The following is a 22,080-nucleotide window of genomic DNA, read 5'->3' on the forward strand; positions in this document are numbered from 1 at the left end:
AAGCCGTACACGAATCGATCACGAAAGAATCACTTCGCTCTACTGGGTCTTTTCGCAGCTGGTAATGGGTGTCACTCTGCGCGCGTGAGTGTCACCCAAACCCCCCAAAGTGCCAGTTTTCTCGATAAGTACTTCAAGATCTCCGACCGTGGCTCAACGGTCGGAACCGAAGTGCGCGGCGGTCTCGCCACGTTCTTCACCATGGCCTACATCGTCGTCCTGAACCCGATCATCATCGGCACCGTCAAGGACGCGGACGGCCAGTTCCTCGGCGACGGCAGCGCTCCGAACCTCCCGCTGGTCGCGGTGGCCACCGCTTTCGTGGCCGGACTGCTGACCATCCTGATGGGCCTGGTGGCCAATGTCCCGTTCGCGCTCGCGGCCGGTCTCGGCCTGAACGCCTTCGTGACGTACGGCATCGCCACCCAGATGTCGTGGGAAGACGCGATGGGCCTGGTCGTCCTGGAAGGCCTGATCATCCTGCTGCTGGTGCTGACCGGATTCAGGACAGCCGTCTTCCACGCCATCCCCAACAGCCTGAAGACGGCCATCTCGGTCGGAATCGGCCTGTTCATCGCGTTGATCGGCTTCGTGGACGCGGGCTTCGTGCGCAAGACGGCCGCCCCGGCGCCCCCGATCGAGCTGGGCATCGGTGGCGCTCTGACCAGTTGGCCGATCCTGGTCTTCGTGGTCGGTCTGCTCACCACCGCGCTGCTGGTGGCCCGCAAGATGAGGGGCGCGATCCTGATCGGCATCGTCGCCACCACCATCTTCGCGATCATCGTGGAGCTGTTCGCCGACGCGGGCCCGTCCCTGGTCAACGGCCAGCCGAACCCGCAGGGCTGGGGCCTGAACGTGCCCGCCCTCCCGTCCATCGGCGACATCGTCGACGTTCCGAGCCTCGGTCTGCTCGGCCAGTTCAGCTTGTTCGGCGCGTTCTCCAAGATCTCCGTCGTGCTGGCGATCCTGCTCGTCTTCACCCTGCTGATCACCGACTTCTTCGACACGATGGGCACCATCGTCGGCGTCGGCAAGCAGGCCGACCTGATTCAGCAGGACGGCACCCTGCCCAAGACCCGCGAGATCCTGCTGGTGGACTCCGTCGCCGCCGCGGCCGGAGGCGCCGGTTCTGTCTCCTCCAACACCACCTACATCGAATCGGCCGCGGGTGTCGGTGAAGGCGCCCGTACCGGCCTGGCCAGCGTGGTCACCGGCATCCTCTTCCTGCTGACGATGTTCCTGGCCCCGCTCGTCGCCGTGGTTCCCTACGAGGCCGCGGCTCCCGCGCTGGTCGTCGTCGGCTTCCTGATGATGACCTCGATCCGTGAGATCGACTTCACCGACTACGAGATCGCCATCCCGGCGTTCCTCACGATCGTCCTGATGCCGTTCACGTACTCCATCGCGAACGGCATCGGCGCGGGCTTCATCGCGTATGTCCTGATCAAGGCCGTCAAGGGCAAGACGCGCGAGATCCACCCGCTGCTCTGGGTCGTCACGGCCCTGTTCGTGATCTATTTCGCGCTCGGCCCGCTGAAGATCCTTTTCAACATCGGCTGACAGAGAATCCCCACTGGAAATCCGGTGGGGATTCTTCGTGTGTACCTGTTGCGGCAGAGTAACTGAAAGTTTCAGAGGTAGACCGATATTTTATGGGGTCAGGACTCCGCTAGTCCGTCGTCCTGGCCTGGAGATTGACCCCTCTTCCGGGTAATTCTAGCCTCCGTGGACAACACGAAAGCTATCGAAAACTTTCGGAAGAGGAGATCCTGTGCCTTCCTTGAAATGGCGATCTCTCGCGGTAGTCTGCGCGGTGGCGTCGGCTGCGGCAAGCGTTCTCATCGCCACACCCGCCCACGCGGATGGGACTCTGCGTGGTCATGCCGCCGAACGGGGCAAGTTCATCGGTGCCGCGATCGCCACCGGCCCGCTCGCCAACGAGACGGCTTATCGGAACATCGCGTCCACAGAGTTCAGCCAGATCACGGCCGAGAACGCCATGAAGTGGGAGTCGACCGAGCCGAACGACAACCAGTACACCTTCACCGGGGCTGACCAGATCGTCAACTTTGCCACCCAGAACAACCAGCAGGTGCATGGGCACACGCTGGTGTGGCACAGCCAGACGCCCGGCTGGGTGCAGGGTCTGAGCGCCACCAACATGCGTGCCGCCATGAACGAGCACATCGCCACGGTCGTCGGCCGGTACGCGAACAACGCGACCGTCGTCTCCTGGGACGTCGTGAACGAGGCCTTCAACGAGGACGGCACCTTCCGGCAGTCGTTCTGGTTCAACACGCTGGGCCAGAGCTACATCGCCGACGCGTTCCGCGCGGCGCGCGCCGCCGACCCGGACGCGCGCCTGTGCATCAACGACTACAACGTCGAAGGCATCAACGCCAAGAGCACCGCGATGTTCAACCTGGTGCAGTCGCTGCGCTCCCAGAACGTGCCGGTCGACTGCGTCGGCTTCCAGTCGCACCTGGCCATCCAGTTCGGCTTCCCGAACGACATCCAGCAGAACCTGCAGCGCTTCGCCAACCTCGGCGTCCAGGTCCGGATCACCGAGCTGGACGTCCGCATGCAGACTCCGCGTACCGCGGCCAAGGACACCACGCAGGCCCAGTACTACACGAACGTCATCAACGCCTGCAACGCGGTCACCGCCTGCGCCGGTGTGACGATCTGGGGCTTCACCGACAAGTACTCGTGGGTGCCGGACACCTTCAGCGGTGAGGGCTTCGCGCTGATCTACGACAACAACTACGCGATCAAGCCCGCGTACACGGCGGTGCACAACGCCCTCGACGGCGGCACACCGACCGACACGACTCCGCCGACCACTCCTGGTACGCCTACCGCCTCCAACGTGACCTCCACAGGCGCGACGCTGAGCTGGACGGCATCCACCGACTCCGGCGGTTCTGGCCTGGCGGGCTACAACGTCTACCGCGAGCAGGGTGCGACCGACCCGCAGTTGGGCACTTCGACGACCAACTCGATCACGCTGACCGGGTTGACGGCCAACACCCAGTACCAGGTCTACGTCCGAGCGCGTGACGGCGCGGGCAACCTGTCGGGTAACTCCGCACTGGTCACTTTCACCACGACCACCGGCGGTGGCACCGACACGACTCCGCCGACCACTCCTGGTACGCCTACCGCCACGAACGTCACCTCGACGGGTGCGACCCTGACCTGGACGGCGTCCACCGACTCCGGCGGTTCCGGCCTGGCGGGTTACAACGTCTATCGTGAGCAGGGTGCGACCGACCCGCAGTTGGGCACTTCGACGACCAACTCGATCACGCTGACTGGGTTGACGGCCAACACCCAGTACCAGGTCTACGTCCGAGCGCGTGACGGCGCGGGCAACCTGTCGGGTAACTCCGCGCTGGTCACCTTCACCACCACCGGTGGCGGTACCGGCGGCGCCTGCACCGTCGTGGCCACCACCCAGAACACCTGGAACAACGGGTACGTGATCCAGCCGGTCACGGTGACGGCCGGTGGCGCGCCGATCACCTCGTGGACCGTCACGTTCACCCTCCCGGCCGGTCACACCATCTCCGGTTCGTGGAACACCGTGCTGACCGTCAGCGGCCAGACCGTGACCGCCAAGAACGTCGGCCACAACGGCAACCTCCCAGCGGGAGGCAGCGGAAACTTCGGCTTCCAGGGCGCCCGTCCCAACGGCAACACCGCGCTGCCGACCGGCTACACCTGCACCACTCCGTGAAATCCCGTGAACTGAGGTAACGCAGCGGGGTCGTGCTCACCAGCACGGCCCCGCTTTCGCAGGGTCGTCGATCTTGCCCAGCAGAGCAGTTCGGCGATCACCTCGTGGAGGGTGACCTTCACCCTCCCAGCCGGGCACACGGTCACCGGGTGGAACGCCATCTTCACTCAGAGCGGGCAAACGGTGACAGCCAGGAATACCAGTAGCGACGGCAATCTCGGTCTGGGAGCCAGCACCACCTTCGGTCAGTGGAAACGCCTTGCTACCGTCTGGCTACATCTGCACGTCTCCTTGATCGGGTTCCCTTCGAGGGTGTGGCTCTTTGAGTCGCGCCCTCGTCGTATCTTGGGCCTCTCGTACGGGAACGTACGGGAGTAAGGGAGGCCTCGCCTTGGAGGAATATCACGATGTCGTATATAGTTAGCAGAGGTAATGACTTATGCTAACGAATCCCCAGAAGACAGAGTCGGCTGCGAACCTCCGTACCGACGCAGGTCTGGCGTCCGCGCTCCGCGTGTCCCTCGCCCGCCTGAACCGGCGCCTGCGCAAGCAGGGCACGGGCCACTCGTTGACCCCCACCCAGCTCGCGACCCTGGCCGCTGTAGAACGCCACACCGCGATGACGCCTGGCGAGCTGGCCGAGCACGAGAAGGTGCAACCTCCCTCGATGACCCGCGTGATCGCCAACCTGGAGGAACGGGGCCTGCTGGCTCGCACCCCGCACTCAACGGACCGCCGCCAGGTCTCGATCACCGTCACCCCGGCGGGCATCGCCCTGCTGAAGGAGGAACGCCGCCTCAAGGAAGTCTGGCTGGCCCAACGCCTCAAGGACCTCACCCCCGAGGAACGAGCAACCCTCCGAGCAGCCGCCCCCATCCTGGAAAAACTCTCCACAACCTAACCACCCCCGGGGCTCCCCTAACCGGAGCCCCACCTACTGAGGTGGTTCTCCCACCCGCCCTCCCTTTGGGTCGCTCGCGCTCGGCTGCGCCCGCCGAAGCCGGTCTGGTTGGTGAGGAGGCGACGTCCGGGTCGGCGGTTGATGTTGCTGGCGTGGTCGTCTCACCCGCCCTCCCTTTGGGTCGCTCGCGCTCGGCTGCGCCCGCCGAGGTCGGTCTGGTTGGTGAGGAGGCGATATCCGGGTCGGCGGCTGACGTTGCTGGAGTGGCTGGTGCGGTTGTTCTGCCCACCCGCTCTGTGAGTCGCCCGGCTCCAATTGCCGACGCCGACTCGGCTATCGACGACGGAGGGCGCGAGGCGGCCGATACCGCTGGCGTAATCCCCCCATCCGCTCCGTCGCCAGATCGTCCACGGCCGGCGCACACAGACCCTGATCCGGATGCCGAAGAAATGGCGTCCGAGCCCAAGGCCGACGTCACTGAAGTGGCTCTTCAGCCCATCAGCCCGCTGGCAGACTCGCCCGCGACCGATTCCATTGCCGACGAAATGGCCTCCGTGCCAGTCGAGAAGGCAGTGGTTCGCGGGGGAATGTTCAGGTCGCTGCGGAACTACAACTACCGCCTGTTCGCGGCCGGTGGCGTCGTGTCCAATGTAGGGACCTGGATGCAGCGGACCGCTCAGGACTGGCTGGTCCTGAGCTTGACCGGGGGAAGCGGGACGGCGCTTGGGATCACCGTGGCGCTTCAGTTCCTGCCGATGCTGTTGTTCGGGTTGTGGGGCGGCGTGCTGGCCGACCGTTATCCGAAGCGCCGGTTGCTGGTGGTGGCGGACTCGCTTATGGGGTTGCTGGCGCTGGCGATGGGTGTGCTCATCGTGAGCGGTGCCGTACAGGTGTGGCATGTGTTTGTGATGGCGTTCCTGTTGGGGTTGTTGGCCTGTGTGGAGGTGCCGACCAGGCAGGCGTTCGTGGTGGAGATGGTCGGTCGCGACGATCTGCCGAACGCGATCGCGCTGAACAGTTCCACTTTCAACCTGGCCAGGGTCGTAGGACCCGCGCTGGCCGGCGTGCTGATCGCCGTGCTGAGCACCGGCCCGATCTTCATGCTGAACGCGCTGACGTTCGGAGCGGTGATCGCCGGGCTGCTGCTCATGCGGAAGAGCGAGCTCCGCACACCTGAGCGGGTGCCCCGGGCGAAGGGACAGCTCCGGGAAGGGCTGCGGTATGTCGGCAGACGGCCTGAACTGCTGCTGCCGATCCTGATCGTGGCGTTCGTGGCGGTCTTCGCGCAGAGCTTCTCGACGGCCATCGCGTTGATGGCGACCAACGTCTACAACGCGGGTTCGTCCGCGTTCGGGATCGCGTCGAGCGCGCTTGCCATCGGAGCGCTGAGCGGCGCGTTGCTGGCAGCGCGGCAAATCAAGCCGAGGCGCCGATACCTGCTCCTGGGCGCGGCCTTCTTCGGGATATTTCAGATGATGGCGGCATTCGCCCCCGGCTACCTCACATTCCTGCTCCTGCTGGTTCCCGCCGGCATGGCCATGATCACCGTGAACACGACCGCCAACGCCACCGTGCAGATGGGCGCCTCCCACGCCATGCGCGGCCGGGTCATGGGAATCTACATCCTGGTCTTCACCGGCGGCGCCCCCATCGGCGCCCCCTTGGTCGGCTGGCTCTCCGAACTGGCCGGACCCCGGATCGCCGTCCTCGCGACCGGCACACTCAGCCTCCTCGGCGTAGGCCTGGCCCTCCTGGTCACCCGACTGGTCGCCAAACGACAGGGCTTGACCGAACGCATCCTTCCCACCCGCGCCGCTATGCGCATGTTCCGCCGAACGATCACCCCCAACGCCGCCGGTCACTGACCGTCACCGTCAGCCCAGCCGATCGGGCTGCGTGACTCGCTCGGCCCCGAACGCCGCACCAAGCCCGAACACAGGCAACCCAGGTTGCCTAACCCACTCTCTCGCGTGCCAGACACATACCAGTCACATGCCAATGCTCGGCCAGTAGCGCACAAGTCACGCCCAAGGCGGACGAGTCAAGCTCACTGCAACAGATCTTTTCGCCGCAAGTAGGCGAAGGCAGTCGAAGTTTGTCACGTTCGTTCACATACGGGGAGACGGAATCATGCGCATAAGACACAGGCCGGCGGAGGCTCCCCCGCAGCCTTGCCGACGCCGGTTACCCGGGGCGCTCCCATGTCCGCGGTAAAGATCAGCTCCGCGGTAAAGATCAGTCCAGTGCCGCTGGCCCAGGCCCCCGAGGTCACCGAATTCCTCACCGGCCTCGACCTTGGCACCCTACGCCAGGACGAGATCTCCGCCTTCCGCGGCCGCAACGACACCTGGGCGGGCGTGACCAGCGCGGGAATCCCCGTCTTCGTCAAGCGCGTCGGCGGCGAGCCGAGCACGGTCCGCCCCCGAGTGGACCGGATCAAGGCGATGGGCGAGCTGCTCGACACGCACCCGGTCATCCACGCCCCCCAGCTCCTGGGCGGCGACGTGGAGTCCGGCCTGGTGGCCTTCGCCCTGCTTGAGCACGCGCAGAGCGGCGCCGACCTCGGCGGCGACGGCTTCACCTGGGAGCTCGCCCACTCCGCGGGCTTTCAGGTGGGCACGCTGCACACCCTTCCAGCGCCGCGGGCCGTGGCCGAGGACACCTCGGAGCCGCCGCTTCCGCCGCTGAAGGCCCTGGTCGCGCTCCCCCTGGAGGCGTACGCCGTCGCGAGCGGCGCCGAACTGGAGGCGTGGGCGATCCTGCACAACGACCCCGTGGTCGTCGAGGCGATCGGCAGGCTCGCCGCCTGGGAGCGGGACAGCACGCACGTCCTCGTCCACGGCGACCTGCGGCTGGACCAGTTCCTCTACCACCACGACACGCTGCACCTGGTCGACTGGGAGGAGGCCAGGCGGGCCGACGCCGCCCGGGACGTGGGCGCCTTCGTGGGGGAATGGCTCTATCGCGGCGTGCTCGGCATGGCCGGCCACGAGGAGACGGCCGGCGAGCGGGAGGTCGTGGCCAACGGCGCGCGCCGGTTCGAGACGCTGCGGCCGAACATCGAGGCGTTCTGGTCGGGCTATCTGGCGGCCAGGCCGGCGGCCCGCGCCGACCGGGAGCTGGCGGCCAGGGCGGCTGCCTTCGCCGGCTGGCACATGTTCGACCGGCTCCTCGCCGCCGGTTACGAGCGTGCGCGGCTGACACCGCTGGAGCGCGCGGCGGCGGGCGTCGGGCGCAAGGTTCTGATCAGTCCGGCCGATTTCACGGCCACGCTGGGCCTCGGGGGCTGACGTGAAACTGTCCCTCGATCGCGTACAGATCACCCCCGACCGCACCTCCGCCACGCTGGACGACCGCGAGATCACCGCCGACAGCCCCAAAGCGCTGCGCGCCGCGCTGGCGAGCGCCCTCTACGACGTGTTCCACGCCGGACGCGAGTCCGCGGACGGGCCACGCCCCAGGTCGATCCGCGACGTCGCCTTCGAGCGGGAGCTGCGCGCCGTGGTTCCGCACCCGCTCTCCTCGGTCCTGGCGCCGGTGGAGCCCGGCGCCTCCGATGTGGTACGGCTGAGCGGCGTACGCGTGCGCGTCCCCGACCCGCACCTGGGCGCCGAGGCCGACACACCCGCCGGACCGGCGCGCTGGGTCAATCTGCCGGCCGTGCTCCCGACGGTCTCGCCCGGGTTCCTGCTCGTGAGCGGCTCCGGGGGCGCCGACATGCGGCCGGGCGCGCACGTCCGGCTGTACGTCGGAGCCGAGACCGCCGACGCGGCTCCCCAGCTGTGGGGTGCGGTGCTGACTCGACTGGAGAAGCTCCACGTGCCCTATCGGGCCAAGGTGCTCTCCGCTCGCGGCCTCTATCCGCGGCGTGACTCCATCGTGGTCTATCTGGGGTCACGTGCCTGGCATGCCGTACCGGACATCGCGGAGGCGGCCGGGGAGGCCGGCGGGCTGCGGGGGGATGTGTCCGCCTATGTGGCTGAGCTCGGCCCGGGGATCGGCTGGGCCTGGGAGCCGCGGGACGACCGGCCGGGAATGCGCGGCCTGAGCTTCGGCGAGCACCGTTCGCACGCCATCGCCGTCGGCCTGCTGGCGCATGCCGGGCAGGGCGGGGATCGCGGGGAAGCGGTCACCGAGGCGCTGTGCGCCGCCGGGATCGAACCCGACGCCGTGCACCGTAACGCCGACTCGCCGCAACTCCCCTTCGAACTTTCCGGTCCTTAACCCGAGGCCCGGAAACCTCAACAGGCACGAGAGGGGGTGAATCATGCCCACCGAGCTCCTGATCGGGGGAGCCGACGTCTACACCTCGTTCGCCGAGATCGCGGCGGCCCACACCGACTCCGCTGCGGCGGTGCCCGCGACGATCTCGATCACCTGGTCGATCTGCACGCTCACCATCGAGGGCGGCTGCTGAATCACAAAGGAAGAACCACGTGTCCACTGAACTCTTGATTGAGGGCGCCGACGCCTACACCTCGCTCGCCGAGGTCGCGGTCGGCGCCGGGGTGGAAAGCCCTGAGGCGACTCCCGCCCTCATCATCTCGTTCTCTATCGGCGTCAGCGTCACGGCCACTGCCGCTATGGGTTGCTGACCCGCGGAAATCTCATCACCCAAAAAATCGAAAGGAAATCACATGTCTGTCGAACACCTGATGGAAGGCGCCGACGCCTACACCTCGCTCGCCGAGGTCGCGACGGCCAATGAGATCGAGTCCCCGGAGGCGACTCCTCTCACCACCGTCACCACCATCAGCTTCATCAGCTTCACCGTCGTTCTCGGCTGCTGATGTGCTGCGGTGCCACGGGCCGGCTCGGGCGGCCCGTGGCACCGCAGATCTTGGAGAATCCGATGCCACCCGCACTGCTGTTCCCCATCCAACCCACATATCCCGATCAGGTGATCCCGTTCGGCGAGCTGGTCATGAACGGGCTGGCCGGCCGGCTCTGGCTGGGACAGTCCTTCGCGGTCGAATCCCACCAGATGATCGCCTACCTGGTGGGCCGCGGCATCAAGGTGCCGACCGGCCTGGGCGTGACCCTGATGCCGCTTCGCCACCCGATGGAAGCGGCGGCCCAGGCACGTAGCCTGGCTCTGCTCACCGGCCGTCCGGTGGTCGCCGGGTACGGCGCCGCCACGCCGGAACTGGTGGAGTCGTTGCGCGGCACGCCGTACCGGAAACCGGCGACGGCCGCGGCCGGGTATGCCGGAACGGTGCGCGGCATGCTCGACGGAGTGATCTCCGGGCATGACTGCGAGGCATGCGTCGCCCGCGGCGGGCTGCCCACGATGAAGCACGCGCCCGTCGAGGTGGGCCTGGGCGTGCTGCGCCCCGGCATGGCCCGGGCGGCGGGCGGCGTCGCGGATGTGGCCGTCACCTGGATGACCCCGCCCGGCTACATCAAGGACACGCTGATTCCCGCCCTGGCCGAGGGCGCCGCGGGCCGTGCGCGAGTGCCCCGCGTCGCCACCGTCGTGCACGTGGCGCTGGCCAACCCCAGCCGCGACCCGGTCAAACTCGCCCAAAATGCGGCCGGACGGCACCTCACCGCCCCGCACTACACCGACATGCTCCGCCGCGCCGGGGTGCCCGCCGCCCCCGCCGACCCGCAAGCCGGAGCAAAAGCCCTGGTCGACGCGGGAGTCTATGCGTACGGCACACCGCAGGAGGTCGTCCAGCGGCTACGCGACTACCGCGAGGCCGGCGTGGACGAGATCATCCTCAACACCGTGGGCGTCGGCGTGACCGAAGGGCTGAAAGCCGCGGCGGCGGACGCCGAGCAGATCCTCACCGCGCTGGCGGACGCCGATGAATGAGAACCTCGTCGCGCCGCCGTTCCGCGCCGAACGGCTGCTCATCCTGATCACCGGGTCGCTTGGCGCCACCTTCATGCCGTACTGGCTGAACTGGCTGCGGCTCTTCTACCCGCGACTGGACATCCGCGTGGTGATCACCAGAAGCGCGGAGCGGTTCGTGACCCGGCAGTCGCTCGCCGCCCTGCTGGGCAAGGACGTGCCGCTGGACGCCTGGCCGGACAGCCCGGAGCCGGGCTCGCCGCACGTGGACTACGCCTCCTGGCCGGATACCGTCCTGGTCTACCCGGCCACCTACAACTTCCTGAGCCGGTTCGCGGGCGGCCTGGCCGACACGCCCATGCTGCTGGCGCTCCAGTGCACCACGGCAGTGATCGGGATCGCGCCCAACCTGCCGCCGGGGGCCGAGCGATCCCACGCCTACCAGCAGAGCCGGGCGGCGATCGAAGCCCGGCCCAACGTCGTGCTGGTCGATCCCGTGCCCGGTCTGAGCACCCACACCCGAGAGCAGAACGCCCTGGTCGCTCCGCCGCTCCCCATCCTGGTCGAGCGGCTGGAGGAACTGCGCGTCATCCGCGAGAGAGAGGTCAGATGAGCAAGGTCGTGGCGTCCTACGGGACGGGCTACATGCTCACCTCGATCGTCGAGTCCGGCGACGGGGACTATCTGTGGACCCGGCGCCCCGGGCCTGCCCGTACCACCCTGATGCGCACACCCCCTCCCGCCGTCCTGGCCGCCGTTCTGGCGGTGCCGCAGGGCCGGGTCGGGTTGACCATCCCGGAGCGGCGCGAGGACGGCGGCGTCACCTACCGGACCGGGCAGAGCCGCCCGATCGCGTCCATGTTCCTCGGCGTGGGGCAGGCTTTCGACCTGGAGATGGTCGCCGCGGACACCCTGACGGCGACCGGCCAGACACTCGCCCGGTTGCACGCCCAGCCGCTGCCGCAGGTGGGCCTGCCTTCCCCGGAAGGCCCGCAGCGGCTGCTCTCCTGGCTGCGCGGCGGGCACGGCCCTGGCCCGGCGGCGGATCTGCACCGGCGCGCGGTCGAAATCCTGGGCCGGTCCCGGCTGGCCACGGCCGAGACGTGGTGCGCGCCGCTGCCGAAGGACCGGCATGTGCTGCTGCACGGCGCCCCCGGCCACGGCATTCTGCTGCCCGTGACCCCCGGCCGGGAGGGCGCCCTGCTGATCGGTGAGGACATCAGCGCGGGCCCGCCCGAGTTCGACGTGGGCTGGCTCATCGGCGAACTCGTGGAGTTCCGCGACGCCGGCCGGAAGCTCGGGCACGGCCCGCTCCGCGACGTCGACTATGACGCGCTCATCGGCCGTCTGCTCCACGGGTACGCGACCCCGCTTGACCTGACCGAGGTCGGGCGAGTTGCGGCGCTGCGGTTCCTGACCCACACGCACGACTTCGCCGCGTACATGGCGTGGCACGAGATCTTGGTGGGCTACCTGAACGTCCTCGCCGAGGTGATCGACGCCGCCGACGGCGGGCAGTTGCTGATTTCTTCCCAGGGCAAGGTGAGTTACGGATGAAGACCGCCGAAATCGTGCGGGTGAGCTTGCCCAACGGGCTGCGGGTGGTCATCGAGGAGGACCACTCCGCGCCGGTGGCGGGCGTCGCCGTGCACTACGACGTCGGCTTCCGCGCGGAGGCGGAGAACCGATCCGGGCTCGCGCACCTGTTCGAGCACCTGATGTTCCAGGGCGGCACCGACAGCGAACGGGACCACTTCCAGCAGGTGGAGGGCATCGGGGGCTTCTGCAACGCCTCCACCCGGCAGGACTACACCGACTTCTACACCGTCGTGCCCGCCGAGGCCGTGGCGCGGGTGATCGAGCTGGAGGCCGCCCGGATGCGCGCCCCGAAGATCACCGAACGCGCCATCCAGGCCCAGACCTCGGTGGTACGCGAAGAGGTCCTGGGCAAAATCCGCAAACCCTATGGCGGTTTCCCCTGGCCGAGGCTGTCTCCCGTGCTCTTCCACGACTTCGCCAACACCCACGACGGGTACGGCGACTACGCCTCACTCCAGCACGTGACGCTCGACGACTGCCTGGACTTCTTCGACCGCCACTACAGCCCGGCCAACGCCGTACTGACCATCGCGGGCGACGTCGAGCCGGGCGCGGTGCTGGAGGTCGTCGAGCGCAGTTTTGGGACGATTCCGGCGCGGCCTGCCACCGCGCTCGGCTCCTGGTGGGAACCGGAGCCAGCCGGGCAGGTGGAGGCCGAGTACATCGACCCCATGGCGCCGCTGCCCGCGTTCGCCCTCGGCCACCGAGTGCCGGACGCGGGAGCCGATCCGCGGGCCCACTTCGCGCTGTCCACGCTCGCGGGTGTGCTGACCGGGGGCAATCGGCCGCGGCTGCGGGAACGGCTGCGGCTTGAGACGGGTCAGATCATCACGTTCTCGGCGCGCGTCGGGCTGTTCGACTTCCTTGATGCCCGCGAACCCGACATGTGGCTTCTTACTGCGGTTCATCCGAAGGTGCTGTCGACGGAACGTGTGCTGGACGCCGTGGACGCCGAGCTGGATTCGCTGGGCACGCTCGGGCCTTCGGAGGAGGAGCTGCGCCGGCGCCGTACCACGTGGATCAACGCCCATCACCGGTCCATGGACGAGCTCGCCAACCGGGTGCGCATGCTGGGCCGGTTCGAGCTGCTGTTCGATGATCCGGGCCGGGTCGGGCGGCTGCCCGAGCTGTGCGCGGAGGTGACCGCCGCCGATGTGGCGGCGGCGGCCCGCAGCCTGCGCGCCGATTCGCGTGCGCTTCTCAGAGTCGTCCCGCAGGAGAAATGATGATCGCTGACCGAATGTTGCCGAATGGGCTGCGCGTGCTGGCCCTGCGGCACGGCATCACGCCGTTGGCCGAAGTGCGCCTGCACCTGCCCGCGCCCTGCCCGACTCGGCGTGATCTCGCCGAGTCGACCGTGCTGGCGGCGTCCCTGGCGCAGGTGCAGGACGCGTATGACGGTGTGGAACTGAGCGCGACCGCCGACATCCACCGGGTCACCGTCAGCGCATCCAGTTCGGTGGCCGATCTGGAATCGCTGCTGGCGGCGCTGGCGCAGGTGGTGGAAGGGGCGCCCACCGAACTGGCGGCGGCACGGGGGCAGTTGATCGCCCAGTTCAGGATGGTCAGGGCTCATCCCGACATCGCGGTCAGGATCGAACTGGCCCAGCACATGTTCGGCGATCACCCGGCGACCTTCCTGCTGCCGGCGGAGGCGGAACTGGCGGGAGTCACGCGGGTCAGGCGGGCTTTCGACCCTCGCGGCGCCGTCCTGGTGCTGCTCACCTCGCAGGACCCCGAGCAGATGGCGGACGCCGCGGAGAAGGCGCTGGGCGGATGGCGCCCGCTCACGCCTTCGCCACCGCCGCCTCTGCCGCCGCTTCCCGCCATCGAGGGCGGACGGCTGGCGCTGCTGCCACGGCCAGGCGCGCCTCAGTCCCGTATCCGGCTGCGCGCCCAGGCCCTGACGCCGAACGACGCGCGTTACCCGGCGCTCTTCCTCGCCTGCAACGTGCTGGGCGGCTACGTGTCCTCCCGGCTCTCGCGCAACCTGCGCGAGAACAAAGGTTACGTCTACGGCATCACCTCGATGTTTGACCTGCACCCCGGCAGCGCGTTCCTGGCCATCGAGGCCGACACCGCGGCCGCGACCACCAATCCGGCTTTGGCGGCAGTGGCCGACGAGCTCCGCGGCATGCGGACGCATCCCCCCACCGCCGAGGAGATTCAGGCCGCCCGCGCCTTCGCCATGGGTTCGACGACGACCCGCCTGGCTCCGCGCGCCGCATTCGCCACGGCGCTCGCCGACCTGGCCGGCAAGGCCGTGGATCCGCTCTTCCTGCTGGGCTTCGCCCGCGAACTGGCCGCGGTGACGCCGGAGGAGGTGGTGGCGGCGGCCGAGGAGTTCCTGGATCCCGGACGCTTCTCCGGTGTGGTCGCCGCGGATCCCGAACTGGCTGGATTCCCAGCGGAGTCCGTCAAGGCCGGGAACCTGACGTGGCGCGCATGACGTAGCCAACGCCTCGGAGGGTGTGGATCAGGCGGGGGGAGGTGCGGTTGTCGAGTTTGCGGCGGAGGACGGAGACGTAGGACTCGACGATTCCGGCGTCGCCGCGGAAGTCGTAGTCCCAGACGTGGTCGAGGATCTGGGCTTTCGAGAGGACGCGGCCGGTGTTGGACATGAAGTAGCGGAGGAGTTTGAACTCCGTGGGGGAGAGGGAGACCGCGGTGCCGTCGCGCCAGACTTCGTGGGATTCCTCGTCCAGTTCGATGTCGGCGAAGGACAGGCGGGGTGGGGCGGTGAAAGGGTCGCCTGAGGTGCGGCGGAGGACGGCGCGGATGCGGGCGACGACCTCCTCGAGGCTGAAAGGCTTCGTGACGTAGTCGTCGCCGCCCAGCGTCAGGCCGCGAATCTTGTCTTCGGTGGCGTCGCGGGCGGTGAGAAAGACCACCGGGGTGTACGTGCCGCTGCTACGCAACCGCCGTACCACCTCGAAGCCATCCACATCCGGCAACATCACGTCGAGCACGATCAGGTCGGGGCGGTGGCGGCGGGCGGCGGTGACGGCCGCGCTGCCGCTGGACGCGGAATGCACCTCGAAGCCCGCGAACCTGAGGCTGGCGCCCAGCAGTTCCAGGATGTTCGGCTCATCCTCGACGACCAATAGCCGGGCTTCAGTGGAAGAAGGGGATTCAGACACCATGGCAGCTTCTTGAGGCGACATGAACGGACGCTCGGAACCTTACGAAGTTTGCCTTAAAGGCGCTGTCAAAGGATCGCATCAACGATGTGCCGGGCGATGGCCAGGCTGGATGTCGCGGCGGGGGAGGGGGCGTTGCGGACGAGCACGATCGGGCCGTGGGTGTCGATGGCGAAGTCGTCCAGGAGCGAACCGTCCCTGGCCACGGCCTGGGCCCGGACGCCGCCCTCGGTTCTGGCCAGGTCCTCCTTGGTCAAGGACGGCACGTAGCGCCGGGCCGCCTTGAGGAAAGTGCGCTTGGCCAGCGAGCCGTACACCTCACGGAGCCCGGTTCGCCAGTGTTGTACGGCCATGCGTCGCGTGCCAGGCCAGGCCGCGATCCCACGCAGATCCCTGAACGAAACCTTCGACCAGGAATATCCCTCCAGCGCGAGCGCCATCACCGCGTTCGGCCCGACCAGCACCTCACCGTCGATCCGCTTGGTCAGATGTACGCCAAGGAACGGATACCGCGGATCAGGAACCGGATATATCAGCCCTCTGACCAGCCCTTTCGCCGCACCCGTCAAACGCAGATACTCCCCACGGAACGGAACGATCCGCACCTCTCCCGGCTGCCCGGCCATCGCGGCCACCCGATCCGTACCAAGCCCGGCACAGGAGACGAGCCGATCGAAAGCGAACCGCGTCCGCCCGGCCAGCACCTCCACCCCGGACGCCGTCTCCCTGATCGCCCGGACCGGCTGCTCGAGCCGTACATCCAGGGAAGCGGCCAGGCTGCGCGCGATCGCGGGGAAGTCGGCGATCGCGGTGTGCGGGGAGTACACCGCGCCGACGCCGACCGCGTGCGGCTCGATCTCGCGCAGGCCGAGCGCGTCGAGGACGGCGATGCCGGGCACGCCGTTCTCGACGGCCCGGGCGGCGATCCGCTGCATTCCCGCGAGTTCGCTCCGGTTCGAGGCGATGACGAGCTTCCCGACCTCCTCGTAGGGAAGCTTGTGTTCCGCGCAGTATTCCCGCAGTAAGGCGACCCCGTCCCGGCAGAGGCGGGCCTTCAGCGAGCCCGGCTGGTAGTAGATGCCCGCGTGCACGACCCCGCTGTTATGCCCGGTCTGGTGCGTGCCGACCTGATCCTCCTTATCGAGCACGGTGACCTCGGCCCCCCTGGCGGTCAGCTCGCGGGCCACCGCCAGCCCCAGGATGCCCGCCCCGACAACCCCGATCCTCATGTCAGCCGCCCTACCTTCGCCGCGCCGAATCCCAGCCCTTCAAGGGTAGAACCGCACCATTGTGACGCGGGATCCCATGAAACCGGTTATCACCCCGAAAGTTAGCGCGGACATACCCATAGCAGTAGGTCCACTGGGCGTCGAACTTGTGTTCGGTATGATGGTGGCATGTACGTGCCTCCGGAATGGCCGTCCGAGGTGCGCCCGCCCGGCAGCCCGGACTGGGAGAGCTCCGCCGTCACCTGGCTGCTGGACGCCGTGCCGCCCGACTACCGCGCGTATGGGGTGCTTCGCCGGCATCCTCTCGCGCTGGCCCGGATGGCGCATCACCACGTCCGGGCCGAGATCGAGGCGGCCCGCGCCGGATACCGCGGCGCCGCCGTCGACCTCAAGGACCACCTGCCGCCCCACGTCGTGGAGGCCGTGCTGGAGGTCTACCGCCACGAGGGCCCCCGATTGGTCTCCCTCGCGGAGTCGATCGCCGTGGTGGAGCGTGCCCTGCGCGGCGAACGTTTCGTGGAGCGGATGCGGCCTAGCGCAGACCCTTGATCAGCGAGCCGAACCGCCGGACGTCCCGCATCCGCGCCTCATAGGTCGCGCCCACCAGGAGCAGCAGTAGCCCGCCGACCGCCACCGGCACCCAGCGCGGCACGCTCAGCACCAGGTCGGACACCCACGGCGCCAGCTCGTGCACGGCCACCATGGCCAGCGTGAGCCCCCCGAGAAGCGCGGGCGCCTGCAGCCGCCATCGCGCCCCGGCCAGCAGCACCAGCAGTGAGACCACGCCCAGCGCGAGCGCCCTGATCCAGTTGTTCGGCTCGGCGTAGAGGTCCCAGAGGCTCGGGAGCAGTGCGAACGTGAGACCGCTGCCATAGGCGATCCAGGAGGACGCTGTCTGGGCGCGCCACCAGCCGAAGGCGATCAGGACCACCGCGACGGGCACGGTGTACGCCTCGACGACCTCCACGTTCTCGGCGAAGAGGCGGGTCCAGGAGGAGAGCAGCAGGAACACTGTGCCGACATATCCGGCTTTGCGCCGGTCGGGGCGCAGGGCCGTACCGACCGCGATGACGCCCGCCAGGGCCAGCGCGACGCTGAGCATGCGCGGATCCACGACGTAGCCGAACGCGATCAAGGTGAGCGCGTATCCGGCGATCTCCACCCCGATGTCCCGCAGTCGCCAGGCGGCGACGGCGGCCAGTGCCGCGACCGCGATCAGAATGAACGTCACATACTGCGCACTCTGCCCGGTGGCCAACCACACCGCGACGGCCTCGCCTCCGGCCAGCGCCGTCGCCACCCCGGCAGCCCCGGCCCGTACGGCAGGCAGGCTCGCCCGCCACGCCACCCCAGCGGCGACGACGGCCAGGACCGCCGCCGCGACCAGGGTCGCCGTCTCGGAGACCAGGGCCCACGCCGCGACCTCGGCGACCATGCCGAGCACGAGCACGGCGAAGGCCGGCTCCCGTGACCGCCCCCCGAACACCGCCCCGGCCCCGAGCACGGCCGTGACCAGCAGCTGTACGGCGACCAGAACCCCGAAGGGCAGATTGAGCGCGACCGGCAGCACGACCAGCAGGACGGCGGTCACCGCGACCGCGGACATGATCGCCGCGTTCTTCCGGCGGACCATCAGCGCGCACACCGCCAGGGCGATCGCCACGGCGGCCAGCACGACCACGGCGGGCACGGTGAGCGTGATCGGATTCACCCCGAGTTCGTCGCGTGCGCCCAGCGTGCGAGGCCCGTCCCAGGGCGTTCGCGAGACGTCGTGGTCTGGCGAGAAGGGCCCGATCAGCGCGACCGTGACCGGAACCAGCACGGGCGAGGCGACCAGCAGACCGAAGCCACCGGCGGCGACCGCCGCGATTCTGCCGATCTCGCGCCCGATCGTGGGCCGGACAAGCAGGGCGATCCCGGCAACGGCGAACGTGGCGACAGGCGTCGGCACGGGCCACCAGCTCGCGTCGACGGACAGTCGGATCGGATACGCCAGCGCCGCCGCCAGCGTGATGGCGGCCCCGCCCGCGAGCGGGATCGTCCATCGGCCGCGCGAGGCCTGGACCAGCGCGATGGCGGCGGCCGCGACCAGCACGCCGGAGAGGGCGAACGCGCCTTGGAGGTCGACGTCCCGGATGGTCAGCAGCACGCCCACCGCAGAGCCGATCGTCCAGGTGATCCAGAACCAGACGAGGGCGGTGCCGCGCTTGAGCCGGTGCCAGAGCAGCAGGTCGATTCCGGCGGTGGACACCAGCGCGGTGGTGATCCAGAGGGGGTCCCGGTCGATGCTGAGGACCGGCAGGGCCAGCTGCCCGAACCCGATCGCCACCGGAACGGCCAGTTTGAGCGTGTGGATCCGCTCGCCGACAACCACGTGCACGAACAGGCCGTACAGGGCGAAGAGCGCGCACATGACGGCGATCAAGACGCCGGTGTACGTCAGCGGCTGGATGCGATCAAGTCCAGCCAATCCGACCTGCCAGGCGGCGTAGCCGTCGAGCAGCATCAGGGCGAACCCGAGCAGCGCCATGGTCTCGGCGGTCGCGCTCAGCCCCCGGCGCAGCAGGAACAGCGGCGTGGCCAGCGTCAGCGCGGTGAACCCCAGCAGAACCGCCGCCCGCCCACCGATCCCGAGATACCCCCAGCTCACAACGGTGAACACCACCGCCGCCACAACCAACAGCAACCCACCCAAACCCAGCAGTAGATTCTGTACGGCCTTGCCGGACATATCCGTCGGACGCCCCGACACGGGGGCCGAGATAGAGCCCTGGTTGGGACCCCCGCTTACCTGTCCTTGGACTGCTCCCGCCATCGCCGGAACTCTGTCGCGAATCGCGCGCAGCGTCGTGAGCAGCACCTCGCGCCGGCCCAGGAGGTGACCCTCCCGGGCGCGCAGATCGGCCAGCGCCAGATCGAGCTGCCACAGCTCGGTCGCCGCCGGCCCGACGAGGGGCAACCCGCAAACCGGACAGGCGGCATTGGACCCGGTCAGCTGCTGACCGCAGTCCGGGCATGGAAGGGGACCACCGGAGTTCATGCTCGCAACAATGCGGCCCCGGCCCGCGCGAGCACATGCGTATATGTACTCAGTTACTGATAAGTAGCCAGGATCCCGGCCCGCATGAGGAGCCGGGATCCGTGGCGCCTGCGTCAGAGGTAGCTCTGGCGCTCGATCCTGAAGGAGACCCCGCCCTGCTCGTCGATGGCGGCGTCCAGGGACTTGTCGTCCAGGACATCGGCGGCTTCGGCGTCCAGGAAGACCCGGGCGCCCTCGACGTCGATCACCTGGTCGGTGACCGCCGGAGCGTCCGCCACCGAGAGCAGCAGGGCTCCCGGCTCGTCGGGCTGGCCTGCGATGCGAATGCCCGTGTCCGCCGAATCCGTCGACTGCGCGGTGAGATCACGGATCACCTGTACGGCGTTGTCCGTCAGTGTGAGCACGATGACTCCTCGTTCTGGTCGGGTGTTTCGTCCCACCTTGCCCCCGACTAGCGAGTTCACACATCCGGCTCAGCGAACCGCCCAGCGGGCAATGATTCCGATTATCGCCATCGCGCCCAGGGCGACACCGACCCACAACGCCACCATGGAGATGGGCACCCCGCTGGACTTGGCGGCCGCGGCGGGCTTCGCCACGGCAGGCTGGGCAGGGGACGGCGACGCGACGACCTTGGCCGGGAGCGGGACCTCGTAGACCGGGCTGCCGACCCCTTCCGAGCCGGTGAGCAGGGCCGATCCGTCCCGCGTGTACGTCACAGACTCCGACTGCGCGAGGGCCGGCATGGAAACTTTGGACACCAGTTTGTCCGGAGCTTTATAGATAGATGCGGAAAAATAGGTACGAATAACGAAGGTGTTGCCGTCAGGGGCGTACGCGGCGTCGGTGGCCATGATCGGCGCCTCACCGACTCGGCGCAGCACGTTGGTCCGGTCGGTACGGAGGACCTTCGGGGCCTGGTAGATCGAACCCACGAACTCCTTGGTGACCACGTAAAGGCGGCCCGTCTTGGGATGAACCATGAGCCCTTCGGCGTTCCGGCCGCCATCCGCGTAGCGGAACCGGTATCGCACGGCCTGCAACGTGGCATCCCTCATCCGCTGCGGCTCGATCACCTTATAAACGGAAATATCCGGCCATGCGCCTTCCAAATTGTCGCCGATGTCGGCGAACCACAGCACGCCGCGGCCGGTCTCGGGGTCCTTCGACGCGGCCATCGCCTCCCAGTCCCGAGCCTCCGCCCCGGCCAGCGTGAACGTCGCCCGGGTCCGCCCGTCCATGCCCACCGCGAAGAACTGCGCCCCCGCGTCGCTGTCGTTGTGGGTGTAGATGATGTCCGGATGCGTCGGCGAGAGCGCGAGCCCGCTCGACTCGGTGATCCGCTTGTCCCGAAACTTGAACAAGATCCGCTCGGTGTCGTCCGCCGCCCAGGCGGGCGTGACCGTCACCACCCCGACCACCAGCATCACCAGCCCGATGACCTTCACCCGTGCTCCCCCCATGCGGCAATCATTGCTGATAGTCCCCACGAGCGCTCGCCTGGAGTCCACTCCAGGTTCATAAGCTGAGGTCCATGGAGTATGGACAACTAGGTCGCACTGGACTCAAGGTCAGCAAGCTCTGTCTGGGCACGATGAATTTCGGCCCGCACACCACCGAGGAGGACTCGTTCGCGATCATGGATCGCGCGCACGAGCTGGGGATCAACTTCTTCGACACGGCCAACGTCTACGGCTGGAAAATGGGCGAGGGCGTCACCGAGCACATCATCGGGCGCTGGTTCGCCCAGGGCGGCGGTCGCCGGGAGAAGACCGTCATCGCCACCAAGCTGTACGGCTCCATGGGCGAATGGCCGAACGACACCTTCCTGTCCGCGCTCAACATCCGCCGCGCCTGCGACGCCTCGCTCAAGCGCATGCAGACGGACTACATCGACATCTACCAGGCCCACCACATCGACCGGAACACCCCGTTCGAGGAGTTCTGGGAGGCCATGGAGGTCCTGCGGACCCAGGGCAAGATCCTCTATGTCGGTTCGTCCAACTTCGCCGGCTGGCACATCGCCAAGGCCCAGGAGGCGGCCCGCCGCCGCAACTTCCTCGGCCTGGTCAGCGAGCAGTCCAAGTATCACCTGCTGCAGCGCTCGGTCGAGCTGGAAGTCCTGCCGGCCTGCGAGGACTACGGGCTCGGGGTGATCCCGTGGAGCCCCCTCGCCGGAGGTCTGCTCGGGGGCGTCCTCCGGAAGATCGAGAAGGGCCGTACGGCCACGCCGGACCAGGAGGCCGAGATCGAGCGGCTCCGTCCGCAACTGGAGCAGTACGAGGCGTTCTGCGATGAGCTGGGGGAGGATCCGGCGAATGTCGGCCTGGCCTGGCTGCTGCACCAGCGCGCGGTGACCGCTCCCATCATCGGCCCGCGCACGGCCGAGCAGCTGGACGGGACCACCCGGGCTCTGGAGATCAAGCTCGACGAGAAGGCGCTGACCCGTCTCGACGAGATCTTCCCCGGCCCCGGGGGAACCGCGCCGGAGGCGTACGCATGGTGAAATGAGCCGCATGGTGAAATGAGCCGCATGGTGAAATGAGCCGCATGGTGAAATGAGCTGGGTGCGCTGGTCAGCTGACCAGCGCACCCAGCACCACGATGAGCACGAGCAGGCCCAGCACGGCCGGCA

Annotated in this window: 21 protein-coding genes and 1 pseudogene; 17 read left to right on the top strand and 5 right to left on the bottom strand. The window is 68.3% G+C overall.

Annotated elements, in window-relative coordinates; all coding sequences use genetic code 11:
• Positions 1 to 84 precede the first annotated feature (84 nt).
• The 15 genes and pseudogenes from Aple_RS39265 to Aple_RS39330 all read left to right on the top strand — a co-directional run bounded on the left by Aple_RS39265 (position 85) and on the right by Aple_RS39330 (position 14,485).
• Entirely contained in the window at positions 85 to 1,560 is a 1,476-nt protein-coding gene (locus Aple_RS39265; RefSeq protein ID WP_155349843.1) for an NCS2 family permease, read from the top strand.
• Positions 1,561 to 1,771: 211 nt separating this feature from the next.
• The gene (locus Aple_RS39270) at positions 1,772 to 3,739 is read left to right on the top strand and encodes an endo-1,4-beta-xylanase (protein ID WP_155349844.1); all 1,968 of its coding nucleotides are present in this window, start codon (positions 1,772 to 1,774) and stop codon (positions 3,737 to 3,739) included.
• 72 nt (positions 3,740 to 3,811) lie between these two features.
• A pseudogene (locus tag Aple_RS39275) lies at positions 3,812 to 4,117 on the top strand (cellulose binding domain-containing protein); the annotation flags it as partial.
• Between the two features lie 61 nt (positions 4,118 to 4,178).
• Positions 4,179 to 4,640, top strand: a complete 462-nt coding sequence (locus Aple_RS39280) for a MarR family winged helix-turn-helix transcriptional regulator (protein ID WP_155349845.1) — start codon at positions 4,179 to 4,181, stop codon at positions 4,638 to 4,640.
• Positions 4,641 to 5,227: 587 nt separating this feature from the next.
• Positions 5,228 to 6,505 carry an MFS transporter gene (locus tag Aple_RS39285; protein ID WP_155349846.1) on the top strand — a complete coding sequence of 426 codons (1,278 nt, stop codon included), beginning with the start codon at positions 5,228 to 5,230 and terminating at the stop codon, positions 6,503 to 6,505.
• 336 nt (positions 6,506 to 6,841) lie between these two features.
• A complete protein-coding gene (gene lxmK / locus Aple_RS39290; RefSeq protein WP_155349847.1) occupies positions 6,842 to 7,930 on the top strand; it encodes a class V lanthionine synthetase subunit LxmK in 1,089 nt (362 codons plus the stop codon).
• A 1-nt stretch (position 7,931) separates the two neighbouring features.
• Complete coding sequence (locus tag Aple_RS39295) at positions 7,932 to 8,864, top strand: T3SS effector HopA1 family protein (RefSeq protein WP_155349848.1); 933 nt, start codon at positions 7,932 to 7,934, stop codon at positions 8,862 to 8,864.
• A gap of 43 nt (positions 8,865 to 8,907) precedes the next feature.
• A complete protein-coding gene (locus tag Aple_RS39300; protein ID WP_155349849.1) occupies positions 8,908 to 9,057 on the top strand; it encodes a hypothetical protein in 150 nt (49 codons plus the stop codon).
• Between the two features lie 19 nt (positions 9,058 to 9,076).
• Complete coding sequence (locus Aple_RS52440) at positions 9,077 to 9,235, top strand: LxmA leader domain family RiPP (RefSeq protein WP_170321896.1); 159 nt, start codon at positions 9,077 to 9,079, stop codon at positions 9,233 to 9,235.
• Positions 9,236 to 9,277: 42 nt separating this feature from the next.
• On the top strand, positions 9,278 to 9,430 hold the full coding sequence (locus Aple_RS39305; RefSeq protein ID WP_155349850.1) for an LxmA leader domain family RiPP: 153 nt from the start codon (positions 9,278 to 9,280) through the stop codon (positions 9,428 to 9,430).
• Positions 9,431 to 9,492: 62 nt separating this feature from the next.
• On the top strand, positions 9,493 to 10,458 hold the full coding sequence (locus tag Aple_RS39310) for an LLM class flavin-dependent oxidoreductase (protein WP_155349851.1): 966 nt from the start codon (positions 9,493 to 9,495) through the stop codon (positions 10,456 to 10,458).
• Positions 10,451 to 11,050 (top strand): flavoprotein, encoded by a 600-nt coding sequence (locus Aple_RS39315; protein ID WP_155349852.1) that lies wholly within the window; start codon positions 10,451 to 10,453, stop codon positions 11,048 to 11,050. The genes Aple_RS39310 and Aple_RS39315 overlap by 8 nt, the downstream gene beginning before the upstream one ends.
• Positions 11,047 to 11,994 carry a phosphotransferase family protein gene (locus Aple_RS39320; RefSeq protein ID WP_155349853.1) on the top strand — a complete coding sequence of 316 codons (948 nt, stop codon included), beginning with the start codon at positions 11,047 to 11,049 and terminating at the stop codon, positions 11,992 to 11,994. Before Aple_RS39315 ends, Aple_RS39320 begins: the two co-directional genes overlap by 4 nt.
• Positions 11,991 to 13,262, top strand: a complete 1,272-nt coding sequence (locus Aple_RS39325; RefSeq protein ID WP_155349854.1) for a M16 family metallopeptidase — start codon at positions 11,991 to 11,993, stop codon at positions 13,260 to 13,262. The genes Aple_RS39320 and Aple_RS39325 overlap by 4 nt, the downstream gene beginning before the upstream one ends.
• On the top strand, positions 13,259 to 14,485 hold the full coding sequence (locus tag Aple_RS39330) for a M16 family metallopeptidase (protein WP_155349855.1): 1,227 nt from the start codon (positions 13,259 to 13,261) through the stop codon (positions 14,483 to 14,485). Before Aple_RS39325 ends, Aple_RS39330 begins: the two co-directional genes overlap by 4 nt.
• On the opposite strand, the gene Aple_RS39335 is transcribed toward Aple_RS39330, so the two are convergent.
• Together Aple_RS39335 and lhgD are read right to left on the bottom strand one after the other, a co-directional pair.
• Positions 14,454 to 15,179 carry a response regulator transcription factor gene (locus Aple_RS39335; protein ID WP_155349856.1) on the bottom strand — a complete coding sequence of 242 codons (726 nt, stop codon included), beginning with the start codon at positions 15,177 to 15,179 and terminating at the stop codon, positions 14,454 to 14,456. The two genes, Aple_RS39330 and Aple_RS39335, sit on opposite strands and share 32 nt — an antisense overlap.
• A gap of 65 nt (positions 15,180 to 15,244) precedes the next feature.
• Positions 15,245 to 16,405, bottom strand: coding sequence for an L-2-hydroxyglutarate dehydrogenase (gene lhgD, locus Aple_RS39340; RefSeq protein WP_155349857.1), 1,161 nt, complete (start codon positions 16,403 to 16,405; stop codon positions 15,245 to 15,247).
• Positions 16,406 to 16,573: 168 nt separating this feature from the next.
• Here lhgD and Aple_RS39345 point away from each other — a divergent pair, with 168 nt between their 5' ends.
• On the top strand, positions 16,574 to 16,954 hold the full coding sequence (locus Aple_RS39345) for a hypothetical protein (RefSeq protein WP_155349858.1): 381 nt from the start codon (positions 16,574 to 16,576) through the stop codon (positions 16,952 to 16,954).
• Here Aple_RS39345 and Aple_RS39350 read toward each other — a convergent pair.
• The 3 genes from Aple_RS39350 to Aple_RS39360 all read right to left on the bottom strand — a co-directional run bounded on the left by Aple_RS39350 (position 16,938) and on the right by Aple_RS39360 (position 20,908).
• The gene (locus Aple_RS39350) at positions 16,938 to 19,364 is read right to left on the bottom strand and encodes an SCO7613 C-terminal domain-containing membrane protein (RefSeq protein ID WP_155349859.1); all 2,427 of its coding nucleotides are present in this window, start codon (positions 19,362 to 19,364) and stop codon (positions 16,938 to 16,940) included. The two genes, Aple_RS39345 and Aple_RS39350, sit on opposite strands and share 17 nt — an antisense overlap.
• Positions 19,365 to 19,558: 194 nt before the next feature.
• Positions 19,559 to 19,849, bottom strand: a complete 291-nt coding sequence (locus Aple_RS39355) for a Fe-S cluster assembly protein HesB (RefSeq protein ID WP_155349860.1) — start codon at positions 19,847 to 19,849, stop codon at positions 19,559 to 19,561.
• Positions 19,850 to 19,918: 69 nt separating this feature from the next.
• Complete coding sequence (locus Aple_RS39360) at positions 19,919 to 20,908, bottom strand: hypothetical protein (RefSeq protein WP_155349861.1); 990 nt, start codon at positions 20,906 to 20,908, stop codon at positions 19,919 to 19,921.
• A 71-nt stretch (positions 20,909 to 20,979) separates the two neighbouring features.
• Here Aple_RS39360 and Aple_RS39365 point away from each other — a divergent pair, with 71 nt between their 5' ends.
• Entirely contained in the window at positions 20,980 to 21,951 is a 972-nt protein-coding gene (locus Aple_RS39365) for an aldo/keto reductase (RefSeq protein ID WP_155349862.1), read from the top strand.
• The last annotated feature ends 129 nt before the right edge of the window (positions 21,952 to 22,080 follow it).

The organism is Acrocarpospora pleiomorpha (genome assembly GCF_009687885.1).
In the GTDB taxonomy this organism is placed as follows: Bacteria; Actinomycetota; Actinomycetes; order Streptosporangiales; family Streptosporangiaceae; genus Acrocarpospora; species Acrocarpospora pleiomorpha.